Here is a 15403-nt window from a genome sequence, read left to right as displayed (position 1 = left end):
TTCAATGACCTGGTAATGTTCGTCTGCATGAAAATAACCGACGCTAAAATAAGCTGTCAAAAGAAAAATAATTGCAGCTAAGAAAAAAATAAGGGTCTTGAAATTCAATTTCATGGATGTAAAATACCCTTCCAGTATAGAATTTGCTTATTCAATTAAAAAAATACTACTTACTCCATTCTTTAATGGAATCATTAAACATTTTGGTGTAGTTGTCGTATTTCGTTTTCTCAGATAGGGCCAATCCTTTCTTCGCAGATTCGACAGCACCTTTTTTGTCTCCCAATTCTGCCTGGATCAAAGATTTGGTGCGGAAGATCCAGAACGCTTCCGGATTCATTTCTGAAGCTTTAGTAGCCCATTCCAATGCTTGTTTCAAATCTTTCTTATGATCTAAATAATAATTTGCAGCTTCGATGTAATCGTTTGCAGAAGGCCCTCTCATGGTTGTTTTGATATTAGCCATCACTTTTGCATCTGTAGGAACAGTAAAAGGGAAAGCAACTGCCGTTTGATCCCATTTCAACGTTAAAGTACCGCCATTTACAGACTCTAATCCGTCGATTGAAATAGTGAAAGTCTCCACGACTTCTTTCAACGCAGTTGGTTTAGCGCTAACTTTTAAAGCTACTTTTTTATCATCCCAGTTATCGGGAGTTCCCCAATTGTCAGTACTTGTGTAGAAAAACAAATCCCATGATTCTTTAGTCGGTTTTGTAAAAAGCGCATAAGTTCCGGGCTTCAAAGTGTCTTTCCCGAAGATTACCGGATCAGAGTTTGTAAACGTGGTGTTTTGGTTTGCACCGGTTCTCCAAACTTCTCCGAATGGAACTACGTCACCGAAAATTACACGTCCTTTTTTACTCGGGCGGGAATACTGAATAGTCAAATCTGTCAGACCTACTGTTTGTTCTAATTTACCGGATGGGCTTGGTTGAGGAGCTAATTGGGCATTCGATAAAGTACCGAATCCAATTGCTAAAATTGCGGTCGTGAATAATTGTTTCATATTGTTATTGTTTAAATTAACAGAACAAAAAAAGTTGGGATTAACCCAACAGTTTCTCTAATGCGGAAGCCAGTTCTTCAGTGGCATTCCCGAATTTGTTATTATAATCGTTATGTGATCTTTTGATCACTTCAAAAGCTTCTTCTTTTCCGTAAACGTGAGTGATCTCTACGTTTTTAGCTCCTCCATCCAAATCTTTGTAAGTCAGGAAGAAGTGGCGAACACGGTCAATCACCATTTTAGGCATCTCTGAAATGTCTTCCATTGCTCCGTAAGCCTGGTCGCCTTTCAAAACTGCAATAATCTTGTCATCTGCTTCACCGCCGTCAAGCATTCTGAAACCACCGATTACTTTTGCATCACATAAGATATTCCCATGGTTGAAAGAACGCTCTGAAAGCACACATATATCCAATGGATCACCATCACCAACGATGTCTGTTCTTCCGGTTTTCTCATTCGAAAAAGCTGCTACTTCTTTATCACAATATGTCTGCGGCACGAATCCGTACAAACAAGGCATGTGGTTCGACAATTTCTGAGGTCTGTCCACCATAATGTATCCCGATGGTTTGTGAATCTCATATTTGATGGAATCTGAAGGAATGATCTCAATAAAGGCATTTACGATCGCCGGCTGCTTTTCACCGATCTCGATCCCATGCCAAGGATGCGAAGTAAAACGCTTACTCATCGCATCAATAACTGCTTTAATTTCTGCTTTCATAGGTTGCAAATATAAGAAAAAGCGTAGCTTTTGAAGACCAAATTACGACAAACGTTAGTGCGAAGGTAATTTGGGAGAAGCGTAGCTTTTGAAGACCAAATTACGACAAACGTTAGTGCGAAGGTAATTTGGGAGAAGCGTAGCTTTTGAAGACCAAATTACGATCCGTCAGCTGACAGATCAGAGCGAAAATAATTTATGAGGGGCGAATAACTTTTTAGTTATCTGGTTAAAGAATTGGAAGACTCTCCCGAATCCTGGATAATCCGCATATCCCGCTGTGGATAAGGAATACGGATTTTGTAATGCCGGAATAAACGATCGATCTCAAAACGGATCTCGGATTTATAGACATTGATATCCCAGCTTTGGTCCGCCCAGAACATCACTTCCATTTGAAGCCCGTTTTCACCGAACTCATTCAGGCGTACATCCACACCTTTTGTTTTGTGAACTTTCGGATGGCTCAGAACGGCTTGTTTCAGGATTTCGCTAACCAAATGGGTGTCACTTCCGTAGGCCACAGTTACCGGAAGCCGGAAACGGGAAAGCGTACTTCCGTGGCTCCAGTTCTCAATGTATTCCTGCGTCAGTTTTGTATTCGGAACTATCAGGATGTTACCGTCGCGCGTTTCGATTTGTGTGGTGCGCACATTGATGCGGATAATCTTTGCCACAATGGCATCCGATGACTTCCCGTCGTAGAATTCCACCACGTCACCTACACGAATACTTCCTTCGAAGAGCAGAACAAAGCCTGAAAACATGTCTTTGAAAACATCCTGTAAACCAAGTCCCAAACCAACCAATAGTGCCGCGGAACCTCCCAGGAATAGTGTTGCATCGACGTCCAGTGCTACTAAAATGAAGAAAAATGCAAGGACATTGATAACATATTTAGCAACTTGTGTGTAAACGTATTCCGTACCGATCTCATTGATCTTATTGCGTTTAAACCTTCGCTGAATGAATAAACGCACCACATTGATAGTAACACGGGCACCGAAAATGATCAAAACAACATAAATCACATTCTCGAAGCTGACTTTGATTTTGGGAGTATCGATAAAGTGATAATCCAGGAATTCTTTGAAAGTAACTCCTTCGTTATTGATGTTGAAACATTTGATTGAAATGTAAGCTGCCAATGCAAAACCGCTTTGGCTCAATAATTTCAGCCAGGTTGTTTTCCTTCCTTCCAGGTGAATATTTGCCGAAGTCAGGTAGCGCTTTACGGAACGGTAAATGATTTTTTTAGCGATGTAAGCCAGGAAAAAAGAAACAGCAATAATCAGGATGTTCAAATAACAAACTTCGATCAAACCAAGCGTGAATCTGGTTTCTAACATGTTTAATGAATGATTGTTTGGTTCAACTTCCCGGCAATAGACATTTTAACGCGCTCCAAAACAATTTGCTCTGACAGTAGATCCTGTAGTTGTTCCTGGGTAATATTTTCTGCCAAATCGTTCAGTTCCTTTTGGATTTGCGCAATTCGCTGCATGACACGTAATTTCTTGAAAGCATAAATAGCATTCATAACCGTGTTTTTCAACTTGTCTATTTCGCGGTTCGTGTCTACGCTGTATTTCAAGAGCCACTGCGGACTTAATTCGTATTGTTCGGTTTCAATTTCAGTGATGAAATGCACAATTTCCGGATTTTCATGACGCAGCCAATAGGAAACTTTATACAGCGTTTTTTCTGCTAACCCATCTACGATTTGCTGGTATATGTCCTGGAAGATCGGGAATTGGAAAGTCAATTCATCTTTTGCCAATTCGTGATTAATGAGTTCCGCAACACTCACTTCAACGGTGTGGGCAAGGCCGTGCTCATCAATATGATCGGTTGTAATTGCAAATACGCCGTATTTCACTAAAACGCGGATCAATTCGTGTTCCTCCTTTGCGTAAGGAGATTTAACCTCAGTAGCTGTTACAGCCTGTGGAGTCGGTTCGGTAAAGGTATCTGTCAACGAAGGATTCGAAGCGATCATCGGTTCGTCCAGTTCTTTGGCTACCTGGTTTTTCCGAAGCTTATTCAATTCGTTGATCACAATGCTCTCGTCGAAACCGAAAACGCGTGCGATCTCAGTAGTGAAGACAGAACGAGTGATTTGGTCCGGGATCAAAGCAATGGACTGTACCACATCGCGGATAATCTGTGCTTTTTGAAGCGGGTCGTTTCCACCGTCTGCAAGGAGCATGGAAGTCTTGAAACTCACAAAATCCTGCGTATTGGCTTTGATGAAATCCATCAATTCCGTGGTGCTTACTTTCTTGGAGTAAGAATCGGGGTCGTCACCATCCGGGAAAAGAACGACTTTTACGTTCATTCCTTCTTCGAGGATGAGGTCAATTCCGCGGAAAGAGGCTTTAATTCCTGCAGCATCACCATCGTAAAGAATGGTGATATTCTGAGTATACCGCTTGATCAAACGGATCTGTTCTTTCGTTAAAGAAGTACCGGAAGAAGCGACCGAATTGGCCACTCCGGCCTGGTGCATGGAAATCACATCCGTATATCCTTCACAAAGGAAACAGTTGTCGTATTTAACGATATCACCTTTCGCGAAGTACAATCCGTACAAGATCTCACTCTTGTTGTAAATGATACTTTCCGGTGAATTGAAATACTTGGCTATTTTTTTGTCCGTGATCAGTGTTCGCCCTCCGAATCCAAGCACACGCCCTGAGATAGAATGAATGGGGAACATCACCCTTCCGCGAAAGAAATCGAAACTCCGGTCTTCTTTGGTTCGGGTCAACCCGACTGATTCCAGGTATTCTTTTTTATATCCCTTTTTTAAAGCTGCTTTGGTAAAATCGTCTCCCGAATTCAAACAATATCCCAACTGGAATTTCTTGATGATATCAGCCCTGAAACCGCGTTCTTCGAAATAGGAGAGACCAATGTTCTGGCCTTCCTGGGTTTCGTGCATGTTGTGCAGGAAGTGTTCCTTTGCAAATTCGTTAATGATGTATAAGCTTTCACGCTCGGTAATGGCTGCTATTTCCTCCGCAGTCTGTGGTTTGTCTTCCGGGACCTGAATCCCGTATTTGTCTGCCAGCCATTTTAAAGCTTCCGGGTATGAAAAATGTTCTTTTTCCATAAGGAAACTAACCACGGTTCCCCCTTTACCTGAAGAGAAGCACTTGAAAATTTGTTTGGCGGGTGAGACCATGAACGAAGGTGATTTCTCATCCACGAACGGACTCAGTCCTTTCAGGTTCGATCCTGATTTTTTTAAGTTCACGAATTCCCCGATCACCTCTTCAATGCGAGCTGTTTGCATGATTTCATCAATGATATGCGGGGGAATGCGTGACATACTTAATTATGTGTTCTTTTAACTGTGCTAGTCCCGAAACTTCGGGCTTTTTTTCGAAAGCAGTACTTTATTAACTGCACTGACGTTTATTTTTTTTCGAAAGCAGTGCTTTCTCTTCTACTGGATAATTTCTTTGTTGCCGTAATCTTTTTCGGAGATAACCGTTCCGTCTTCTTTGTAGAATTTCCACAAACCTGCCTCGACGTCCATATTAAATTCACCGGTATAACGCATCGCTCCGTTGGGGTAGCGAACGAAAATGAAACCGTGTTTTTTACCGTTCACGTATTCCGTCATGGAAAGCTCATTTCCTCGTTCGTCGTAAAAGAACCAGCGTCCGTTTCTCTTACTTTCGCTGTCCTGAGGCCCTTTAAATTTAACGGCTTTTCTGCCCGGATAGTATTCCGTATAAATTCCGTTTTTGATTTCTACCAGGTCGTTAACAGATTCTTTTTTTGGAGCTTTTTTTTCTTCTCCGCAGCTGTTTACTGTTAAAGAAATAGAGGCAATTAAAATAAGACCAATGATTTGTTTCATGTTTGTTTTAATATTAGTTCAAAGTTAAGAAGAAAAAGCGAAGCTTTGAAGACCGTTTTCAATCGGAACAGAAGCTTGCTTCTTAGTTGTAAAGGTCACAACGTTGAAACGGATTCATTGGTTGAAAATACACTTTTTTCATTCTGTTCATTAAATTTGCACCTAAATCGATTGATATGCTAACACTTCTGCCTATTTATTTTTTCGGAAAATTGTATTACGATCTTGCCAAATTGCACAAAAGAAGTGCCTGGGGTTATGCTATTTTAGGAATTGTTATCTTCTTCGCTGCCCAATTCATACTAGGTTTCCTGCTTGGACTTTTCTTGCTGGTGGCAGATGTTGATCTGAATGTGCCTGATTTTGCGTTGTCTTTGATAGGAATTGCATTTGGAGCTGCAGTAACTTATGGAATTGAGCATTTATTAAAAAAGAAGTGGGAACGCAATCCAAAGGCAGATTTAGCTGAGTCGGATTTATTGGACCAATAAGGTCAATTGATAATTGAAAAATGTACAAATTGAAAAGGTTTTGAAGTATTATTTTCCTTTTCATTTTTCAATTATTTATCCCGTGTTACCGTATATTCCACCAAACCGATCAACGCTCTCTTGGATTCTGAATCCGGGATGTCTGTCAACAAATCAAGTGCCTCCGTTTTCAATGCGATCATACGTTTGTAGGCGTACTCAATTCCACCGGCTTCTATTACCAGGTGAATAGCTCGCTGCACGTATTTCTTTTCCTCATTGTGGTTTTTGACGATGTTCATCAATTCCTTGCGGACTGCCTTGTCACTGTGTTGCAGCGCGTAGATCAACGGAAGGGTCATTTTGCGTTCACGGATATCATTTCCGGTGGGTTTCCCAATGTTTCCGGGAGTTCCATAGTCGAAAATATCGTCTTTCACCTGGAAAGCCAATCCAACCAGTTCTCCGAAACGACGCATGCGGTCTGCCATGTCTTCCCGGTCAACGGATGCTGCAGCGGATTCGCAAACCGTGGCTATCAGACTGGCTGTTTTCTGGCGGATCACGTCAAAATAAACTTCTTCGGTAATATCCAGTTTTCGTGCTTTTTCGATCTGAAGCAATTCGCCTTCACTCATTTCTCGCACAGCGCGGGCTACAATCTGAAGTGCTCTCACGTTATCATTTTCCAGGGAATGGAGCAATACACGGGAAAGCATGTAATCGCCAACCAGAACGGCAATTTTATTCTTCCAAAGGGCATTAACGGAAAAGAAACCGCGGCGTTCGTTGGCATCATCGACCACGTCATCATGGACCAATGTTGCGGTGTGCAATAATTCTACAAGGGATGCGCTCTGATACGTTTTTTCGTTGATCTCGCCCAGCATTTTTGCCGTCAGGAACAAGAACATCGGACGCATCTGCTTTCCTTTTCTCCGAATGATGTAATGAGTGATTTTATCCAGCAAAGGAACCTTTGATTTCATACTCTCATGGAAGCGAACCTCAAACAATTTCATTTCCGTTTCGATAGGCGCTAAAATCTCCTGAACTGTCATGAATACAAATTTAACTGAATTCAAAATGCAAAAGTCAAAATGCAAAAGTCAAAATGCAAAAAAAGTAGGGCCGAAAAATTTTTCGACCCTACTTTAAATATAGATTATGAAACTTTAAGCACCCGCTTATCGATCATTTTATTCTTATTCGCCAACTGTCCGCAGGCTGCATCGATGTCTTTTCCGCGGCTGCGTCGAACGTTTACGATGAGGTTGCATTTTTCTTCCAGGAAACGCGCAAAATCATCTACTTTCTGACGGTCTGCCTGGCGGTATTCTCCGTCGTCAATCGGGTTGTACTCAATGATGTTGATCTTACAGGGAATGACTTTGGCGAAATCGGCCAATTCACGTGCATCTTCCAATCCGTCGTTGAAGTCTTTGAAGATAATATATTCGAAAGTAACACGTGAACCTGTCTTTTCATGGAAATAAAGCAAGGCCTCGGAGAGCGCTTCCAGGTTATTGGTGTCGTTGATATCCATGATTTTCGAACGCTTGGCATCATTGGCTGCGTGGAGTGAAAGTGCCAGGTTGAATTTGACCTGGTCGTCTCCCAGTTTTTTGATCATTTTGGCAATTCCGGCCGTGGAAACTGTAATGCGTTTCGGTGACATTCCCAATCCGTTCTCGTCTGTAAGGATTTCCGTACTACGGACCACATTTTTGTAGTTCAGCAAAGGTTCTCCCATTCCCATGTAAACGATGTTGGAAAGATTGGTGTTGTATTTATCGGTTGCGAGATTCTTGAGGTAAACTACCTGGTCCACAATTTCTCCGGCACTTAGGTTGCGCATCATTTTCAAACGGCCTGTAGCACAAAATGCACAGGATAAGCTGCAACCGACCTGTGAGGAGATACAGGCAGTCATGCGGGAAGTGGTAGGGATCAAAACGCCTTCAATCACCTGGCTTTGTCCTTCAATTCCAAACGCACATTTGATGGTCTTATCGCTTGAAACCTGCTGGTCTTCGACTGTTATTCCGTCGAAGTAGAAGTTCTCCATTAGTTTTTCCTGCAGGCTTTTCCCGATGTTTGCCATCGCTTTGAAATCGTGCACGTTCTTTTTCCAAATCCAGTCATAAACCTGTTTTGCACGGAATGCAGGTTCTCCGAAGGCAACGATTGCTGCTTTCAGTTCTTCCGGGTTTAAATTTCTGATATTGATCAATTTGGATGACATGCTGTTTCAATGAGAGCACAAAGATACGCTACTTTTTACGTACAATCCCGGAAAATTCGGGAACTTACAATTTTTTATAATCTTCGTAAAGTGTGTTCAGGAAGTAAGAACAGTTTTTCTGAGCCTGTTTGAAGTCTTTTCGGTCCTTGAAAGTATCGTCTCCTACGATCTTCTGTTCCATGTAATACGTAAAATTTCCTTTGTCTGTTCCCCAGCCGTATCCGCGAATTATTGCGTGGAAAGCAAACTGCGGTACTTTCGGGTTCATCAAGTCTTTGCTGTAAGGATAACGTGCAGGCTGTCCTTTCATTTGGTAGATCAGCGTTGCGGCAATATCGGCCTGTGATCCGATCACATCCATACGTTTTCCGCGGTATGATTTCTTGATCGGTTCTCCGTAGAATAACAATGGAACATGGTAGAATTTCCCCCTTCCCGGATCAACCATTCCCGGTGAAGCATGTCCGTGGTCTGCCACGAATACGAACAGGGTGTTTTTATACCACGGTTGTTTTTTACAGTTACGAATGAACTCTCCCAAACATTCATCGGCATAAACCAGTGAATTCATGAAATCAGCTTCTTCGCCGGTAAAATGTTTTCCCTTTCCGGATGCTGCGGGCTGGTCATACGGAGCGTGTGTACTTCCTGTGAATGCGCACTGAAGAAATGGTTTCTTATTCTGGTTGATTTCCTGGATCAGGAATTTATACAAGTCGCGGTCGAAGAAGTTGAGCTTTCCACGAGGAAGGTCGGAAGGAAAATCCGATTCGTCTTTTACGACATCAAATCCGTGGTCCATAAAATATCCGCCGATATTCCCGTACTTCAAATCGCCGCTGAAAATATAGGAACTGTGGTATCCCCAGGCCTCCATGTCTTCGTTCAGGCAATGCAGTCTGCGGTGTTTTTCGGGCTGCATAGAGATGGAAACTTCCGGCAGAGTATAATGTCCGCTGAAAATACTGGAGTTACCGATTTCGGAAGTTGTTCCGGTAGCATAAATATTGGTGAAAAGAACACCACTTTTAGTCAGCTTGTCAAAATTGGGAGTAGCACCTTTATTCGGACCAAGACTTCCTATTGCTTCAGCTGACCATCCTTCCAGGACAATGAACACTACATTCGGACGGTTATTTTCCAAAAAGTAATTGTCGTGTTTTTTTGGATAACTGTACCATTTCTCAACTTCCTGGCGGGCCAAAACTTTATCTACTTTCGGGATAAACGCATCGATTTCCGAACGATTGTATAACAAATAGCTTTTTCCGAAGAAATAAAGCGAATTGATTGAAATGTCGTTCACAACTGCTTTGTTCGAATAACTTGCTGCGTTGATATTCAGTGGTACCGGCTGGAAACCACCCCGAAGCGACATGAAGAAGAAGAATACGGCGATGACATAAGTTATCGGCAATGCAAGCCACTCAAACCAATGCCGGATATTTGCTTTTTCAATAGGTCTTTTTTTGAAGAATTTCCGGGAAAGGAAAATGTAAATTGCCAACTGTATCAGGGCATACAGAATATACCAGAAGATCATGGAGTAATTGGCAGTTCGAGCTACTTCATCCGGGTGTGAGAGGTGCATGAATACACGGGAAGTCAGTTTGTGGTTCCATTCTCCGTAAGCTACGATTTCACCAGCCTGAACCAATACCAGGAAAAGAACGGAAATGATTAAGCTGATGCGGAATAGGCGTCCCCAACCACGCCAATCTGAGTAATATTGGAATAAGCGGAATAAAAACGGGATCGTTGAAAGTCCGGCAGCTGTGGCGAGGTCCAATCGGAATGAATAGACAAAAGTCAGGAGCCATTCACCCAAACCGGATTCTTTTAACTTTCCGAAATGATGAATCGAAAATAAGATTCTATGGATGTCGAAACAGACAATCCAGAAAAGGATGAGTTTAAGGGCATCACTGAAAGGACGAAGCATGCATTTTGAAATGAGGTACAAATTTAGAGCTTATTTTTTATGTGGAAGTGTTTAATCTAAATTTAGAGTCAAGACTAAAAGAGTCAGTAGTCAAGACAGTTATCAAGTCTTGCCTCTCAAAGTCTTGTATCCTGACTCTGATAATTCCAGATTTTTTTCAGATTTTTAGAAGAACTTTGGAAGATGAAGATATTGGTTGTTGAAGATGAGCTCGAGATGCTGGAATCGATCGAACGTGTTTTGAAACAGGAAAAAGCGGTTGTGGAAAAGGCAACGAACCTGAAAGATGCATTGGATAAAGCATTGATTTACGAATACGACTGTATTTTATTGGACATTAATTTACCCGACGGAAGCGGACTGGAACTGCTGCAGGAATTGAAAAAACAAAATAAATCGGATGGCATTTTGATCATTTCTGCCAGGAATTCGCTGGATGACAAGTTAGAAGGATTGAATTTAGGTGCGGATGATTACCTGACAAAACCCTTCCATTTTTCCGAGCTGGTTGCACGTGTTCGTTCCATTGTACGAAGAAAGAAATTTGACGGGAATGCTATGCTGGAGATCGGAAATATTTGTGTGGATATTACCAATCAGGCCGTGACTGTCAAAAATGCCCCAGTCTCATTAAACCGCAAAGAGTTCGCAATTTTGATGTACCTGATCTCGAATAAAGGAAGATTGATTTCCAAAACGGCCCTGGCAGAGCATGTTTGGGGAGATAATATTGATGAATCGGATAATTTTGAATTTATCTATTCACAGATCAAGAATTTAAGGAAGAAAATGAACGACCTGGATTCCGGGATTGAAATTCAATCGATTTACGGAGTTGGTTATAAACTGATAGAATCGTGAAACTCATCCGGCGCACCATCGTTTTTATGTCCCTTGGATTGCTTGTTTCGCTGTCCGTTTGGGCCTTCATTTTTTATATAAATATGATTGATGAGGTGCACGACAGTATAGATGACGGACTGGATAACTCCAAACTGTTAATCATTCACGAAGCTGAAATGGACTCTACGGTCTTAAACAAGAGCAGTTTTGACGAAGGAAATTATGCAATCCGGAAAATCGAGCAATATCACGCATTGAAACATCGTGACCAGTACAAAGACACGTTGATGTACATGGAGAATGAAGACGATTTAGAACCTGTACGTTTGTTGACCACTGTTTTTGAAGCAAAAGAAAATGAATTTTACCAGTTGAAAGTGATTTCTTCCATGGTGGAGGAAGATGACCTGATCGAGGACCTTTTCTATTCCTTGTTGTGGCTTTATCTTATTCTCATCGTCACTATTTTGCTTATAAATACCCTGGTGCTGCGAAGTATGTGGAAGCCATTTTTCGACTATCTCAATCGCCTGAGTCAATTCAAACTGGGTAAAAATGAGCATGTACAGCCCATTCAGTCCAAAACTGCAGAATTCCTGCTCCTGAATAAGGTCGTTACAGAAGTATTGGAAAGCAATATCCGTTCCTTCCACAATCAAAAACAGCTGATCGAGAATGCTTCGCACGAATTACAAACGCCGCTTGCCATAGCTTTGAATAAATTACAATTATTGGCGGAAAATGAGGAATTATCCGAAGAAGTGGTGAGGGAAATCTTTCAGACCATTGAAACGCTGGAGCGCCTTACACGACTGAATAAATCGTTACTGCTCCTTTCAAAAATTGAGAACAAGCAATTCCTGAACGAAGAAAAAGTGGATTTTAACGAATTGGTGAGAAAGATATTGGATGATTTCCGGGACCAGATCACATTCAAAGAAATCAGACTAATTGTGTCTGAAGAAGGAAAATTGACTGCAACGATGAATCGGGAATTAGCGCATATCTTGTTTTCGAACCTGCTTAAAAATGCAATCCGGCACAATTCGAAAAACGGAAAAATAGAGGTATTGGTGACAGATTCTTCTATACAGGTTTCCAATACAGGAATGGAGAAAGCCCTTGATCCGAAAAATCTTTTTCAGCGTTTCTACAAGGAATCGAATGACAAATCTTCCACCGGTTTAGGACTGGCAATTGTGAAATCGATCGTGGATATTAGCGGATACCAGATCACCTATAATTACGCGCTGGGGATACATCAGTTTACGCTAACATTTAGTTGAAGGGTTCAAAAGGTTTAAAAGTTCAAACCAAAATCCATTTGAACTATTTAAACTTTAACTGTTTGAACATCTTGAAATTCCCAATTCTTTCCTGATTTGCCCCGTAGCTTTGTATGAATCAATAAAAACACAAATTATGAAAGGGTTAAAATTAATAGTACTGACTTTTTTACCAATTGCTTTTGGAGCTTGCGCCAGCACCATCGATCCGCAGGAAATCCCTTCGGTAGTGATCAATGCGGTGGTAACGAAATATCCGGATGCGAAGGATTTGGATTGGGAAGTGAAAAACGGGATTTATGAAGCTGAATTTGACTTGGGGAAAGACGATTATGAAGTGTGGGTAAATGCAAAAGGAACCATCCTGAAAATTGAACAGGAGATCAAAAACACGGAATTGCCGGCAGTTATTCTTTCTAAACTAAAAACAGATTACAAGGATTTTAAACCGGATGACGCAAAACGCATTGAAATAGGTAAGGCCGTTTATTATGAAATCGAACTCGACGGAACATTCGGTGATCAAAAAGTAGTTTACTCTGCTTCGGGAGAAAAACAGGACCCAAATGTGTTGATGAAGATTTAAAGAATTCCGAATGAATTGATTGTAATGATTGTGTGGGCAGGCGATTAATCGCCCGCCCACCTTTTTTTACTCCCCGGTAATTATCCTGTCAGTTTTCCTGTCACCTTGTCTGTTTCTCCGCTGTGGCAAGGTAGTTGACTAAAGTCAATCAAAAAATTGACAATAATGGCAGAAGAAGCAGTTCAAAACGAAGAGTTTAACCAGGATACTGATGCGCAGAATCAACAGAATCAGGATGAGACGGTGAACGAGCAGGTTGAAAACGCTGACAATTCGTCAGTAAATGCGGATGCACCTTCATCTGAAGACCAGATTGCGGCATTAAATGACAAATATTTGCGTTTGTATTCGGAGTTTGACAATTACCGTAAACGCACCAATAAAGAGAAGATCGAGTTAATTTCAACGGCAAGTGCAGGAGTCCTGAAAGACATGTTGTCTGTCATGGATGATTTTGAGCGTGCTATTGCAAATAATGAGAACTCAGAAGATATTTCAGCTGTGAAAGATGGTTTCAAACTGATCCACCACAAATTGAGAAGTTTGCTGGAAGCAAAAGGGTTGAAACAAATGGATGCTAAGCACCAGACATTTGATTCGGACTTACACGAGGCGATTGCGAATGTTCCCGCGCCATCGGAAGATTTGAAAGGAAAGATCATTGATGATGTGGAGAAAGGATATTATCTGAACGATAAAGTAATCCGTTTTGCGAAAGTAGTTGTAGGACAATAAAATATTACAGATTGCGGTCTTTAATTAACCTGCAATTTGCACTTGTAAAGGAATATGGATAAAAGAGATTATTACGAAGTTCTTGGCATTTCAAAAGGGGCATCGGAGGCTGAAATCAAGAAGGCTTACCGCAAAATGGCATTGAAATATCACCCGGATAAAAACCCGGGAGATTCCGAGGCTGAGAATAAGTTTAAGGAAGCAGCTGAAGCATACGAGGTACTTTCGGATGCAAACAAGAAGGCACGTTATGACCAATACGGTCACGCCGGTTTAGGTGGGAATGCCGGATTTGGAGGAGGAATGAACATGGATGACATTTTCTCACAATTCGGGGATATTTTCGGAGGTGCTTTCGGAGGCGGTAGTTTTGGCGGTGCAAGAGGTGGTGGTCAGCGTGTGGTGCGCGGAACAAACCTGCGCGTTAAAATGAAACTGACACTGGAAGAAATTGCGGAAGGTGTTACCAAAAAAATCAAAGTCAATAAGCTGGTGAACGCAGATGGTGTAACATACAAAACGTGTGCTACCTGTAACGGATCCGGCCGTATTACGCGCGTTGCCCAAACATTTTTGGGTGCAATGCAGACACAGTCGACATGTAATACTTGCCAGGGAGCAGGTAAAATGATCGATCAAAAACCTTCGGATGCTGATAACCAGGGATTGAAAAGACAAGAAGAAGTCATTGAGATCGAAATTCCTGCAGGTGTTGAAGAAGGAATGCAGTTAAGTGTTTCCGGGAAAGGAAATGCAGGACCTTTTAACGGAATTCCGGGAGATTTAATCGTAGTGATCGAAGAACAGCCGCACGAAGAGTTGCGAAGAGACGGAGAACACCTGCATTATGAAGCATTTGTGAACTTTGTGGATGCCGTTTTAGGTGAATCCATTGAAGTGCCTACTGTGACCGGTAAAGCGAAAATCAAAGTGGAACCCGGAACACAGAGTGGTAAAATGCTCCGTTTGAAAGGAAAAGGATTGCCGGTACTTCAGGGTTACGGACACGGAGATTTGTTTGTGCATATCAACGTTTGGACACCGAAGAAGGTCAGCAAAGAAGAAAAAGAAATTCTTGAAAAATTGAAAGCAAGTGAAAACTTCAAGCCGAACCCCGGACAAAATGAAAAAGGATTCTTTCAACGTATGAAAGATATGTTCCAGTAAAAGGAAAACCAAATAATTGACAGTAGGGGCGCGATTAATCGCGCCCCTACTGTGTTTAATGGATTTTTTCGCTAGATTTACGTAATGAGAAGATTTACTAGTCCGCTCGAGCCCACGATCGGTATCAGGCATTATTTGCTGGGACTTGCGGCGATTTTGATTGGTGTTTATTTTATCGGGGGGGCGTTAATGAGTCTTTTTATCTCTGCTAAATTACCGGCCGGCGAATCCCTTGTTTCAATGCCCAACGCACAGGACTTATTTTCTAAAAATGAGTTTTTCTCATTAAATATGATTCCTTTCGTTTTTGGGATCTTAACCATAGCATTTTGTTCGAAATTAATCTTTGAACGGCCATTTCGAACCTTCTTAACAGCACGCCCACGCTTCGATTTTACCCGTTTCTTCTTTTCATTCGGTCTATGGTCAACACTGATGATGGTTTCTTTTTTTATCACATTCATTGATTTCAATCATCATATACGCTGGAATTTTCAGAGTGAGCACTTCTTTTATTTACTC

General features: G+C 41.6%; 14 protein-coding genes and 1 pseudogene. 7 read left to right on the top strand and 8 right to left on the bottom strand.

Going from position 1 to position 15403, the window contains the following annotated elements:
- Positions 1-166 precede the first annotated feature (166 nt).
- The 5 genes from QZT69_RS00075 to QZT69_RS00055 all read right to left on the bottom strand — a co-directional run bounded on the left by QZT69_RS00075 (position 167) and on the right by QZT69_RS00055 (position 5607).
- Complete coding sequence (locus tag QZT69_RS00075; RefSeq protein WP_294669225.1) at positions 167-1009, bottom strand: DUF2911 domain-containing protein; 843 nt, start codon at positions 1007-1009, stop codon at positions 167-169.
- Between the two features lie 40 nt (positions 1010-1049).
- Complete coding sequence (locus tag QZT69_RS00070) at positions 1050-1703, bottom strand: inorganic pyrophosphatase (protein ID WP_294669228.1); 654 nt, start codon at positions 1701-1703, stop codon at positions 1050-1052.
- A 254-nt stretch (positions 1704-1957) separates the two neighbouring features.
- Positions 1958-3085 carry a mechanosensitive ion channel domain-containing protein gene (locus QZT69_RS00065; RefSeq protein ID WP_294669222.1) on the bottom strand — a complete coding sequence of 376 codons (1128 nt, stop codon included), beginning with the start codon at positions 3083-3085 and terminating at the stop codon, positions 1958-1960.
- A 2-nt stretch (positions 3086-3087) separates the two neighbouring features.
- Positions 3088-5070 carry a DNA primase gene (gene dnaG / locus QZT69_RS00060; RefSeq protein WP_294669219.1) on the bottom strand — a complete coding sequence of 661 codons (1983 nt, stop codon included), beginning with the start codon at positions 5068-5070 and terminating at the stop codon, positions 3088-3090.
- A 117-nt stretch (positions 5071-5187) separates the two neighbouring features.
- On the bottom strand, positions 5188-5607 hold the full coding sequence (locus QZT69_RS00055; protein WP_294669216.1) for a hypothetical protein: 420 nt from the start codon (positions 5605-5607) through the stop codon (positions 5188-5190).
- A gap of 176 nt (positions 5608-5783) precedes the next feature.
- Here QZT69_RS00055 and QZT69_RS00050 point away from each other — a divergent pair, with 176 nt between their 5' ends.
- Positions 5784-6098, top strand: coding sequence for a hypothetical protein (locus QZT69_RS00050; RefSeq protein WP_294669213.1), 315 nt, complete (start codon positions 5784-5786; stop codon positions 6096-6098).
- Between the two features lie 71 nt (positions 6099-6169).
- Here the strand turns inward: QZT69_RS00050 and QZT69_RS00045 are convergent, their stop codons facing one another.
- From QZT69_RS00045 to QZT69_RS00035, 3 genes are all read right to left on the bottom strand, one after another.
- On the bottom strand, positions 6170-7138 hold the full coding sequence (locus QZT69_RS00045) for a polyprenyl synthetase family protein (protein ID WP_294669210.1): 969 nt from the start codon (positions 7136-7138) through the stop codon (positions 6170-6172).
- 104 nt (positions 7139-7242) lie between these two features.
- Entirely contained in the window at positions 7243-8322 is a 1080-nt protein-coding gene (gene rlmN / locus QZT69_RS00040) for a 23S rRNA (adenine(2503)-C(2))-methyltransferase RlmN (protein WP_294669207.1), read from the bottom strand.
- A gap of 64 nt (positions 8323-8386) precedes the next feature.
- A complete protein-coding gene (locus QZT69_RS00035; protein WP_294669204.1) occupies positions 8387-10264 on the bottom strand; it encodes an LTA synthase family protein in 1878 nt (625 codons plus the stop codon).
- Positions 10265-10447: 183 nt separating this feature from the next.
- Between QZT69_RS00035 and QZT69_RS00030 the strand changes: the two genes are divergently transcribed.
- The 6 genes and pseudogenes from QZT69_RS00030 to QZT69_RS00005 form a co-directional block, all read left to right on the top strand.
- A complete protein-coding gene (locus QZT69_RS00030; RefSeq protein WP_294669200.1) occupies positions 10448-11125 on the top strand; it encodes a response regulator transcription factor in 678 nt (225 codons plus the stop codon).
- The gene (locus QZT69_RS00025) at positions 11122-12393 is read left to right on the top strand and encodes a sensor histidine kinase KdpD (protein ID WP_294669197.1); all 1272 of its coding nucleotides are present in this window, start codon (positions 11122-11124) and stop codon (positions 12391-12393) included. Before QZT69_RS00030 ends, QZT69_RS00025 begins: the two co-directional genes overlap by 4 nt.
- A gap of 136 nt (positions 12394-12529) precedes the next feature.
- Positions 12530-12979 carry a PepSY-like domain-containing protein gene (locus tag QZT69_RS00020; protein ID WP_294669194.1) on the top strand — a complete coding sequence of 150 codons (450 nt, stop codon included), beginning with the start codon at positions 12530-12532 and terminating at the stop codon, positions 12977-12979.
- A gap of 165 nt (positions 12980-13144) precedes the next feature.
- Complete coding sequence (locus QZT69_RS00015; RefSeq protein WP_294669191.1) at positions 13145-13714, top strand: nucleotide exchange factor GrpE; 570 nt, start codon at positions 13145-13147, stop codon at positions 13712-13714.
- A gap of 54 nt (positions 13715-13768) precedes the next feature.
- Positions 13769-14881 (top strand): molecular chaperone DnaJ, encoded by a 1113-nt coding sequence (gene dnaJ, locus QZT69_RS00010; protein ID WP_294669188.1) that lies wholly within the window; start codon positions 13769-13771, stop codon positions 14879-14881.
- Positions 14882-14965: 84 nt separating this feature from the next.
- Positions 14966-15403: pseudogene (locus QZT69_RS00005) on the top strand (hypothetical protein); the annotation flags it as partial.

The organism is uncultured Fluviicola sp. (genome assembly GCF_902168135.1).
Lineage (GTDB): Bacteria > Bacteroidota > Bacteroidia > Flavobacteriales_D > Crocinitomicaceae > Fluviicola.
The sequence above is the reverse complement of the archived record's forward strand: the minus strand, read 5'-3'. Positions and strand labels throughout refer to the sequence as shown.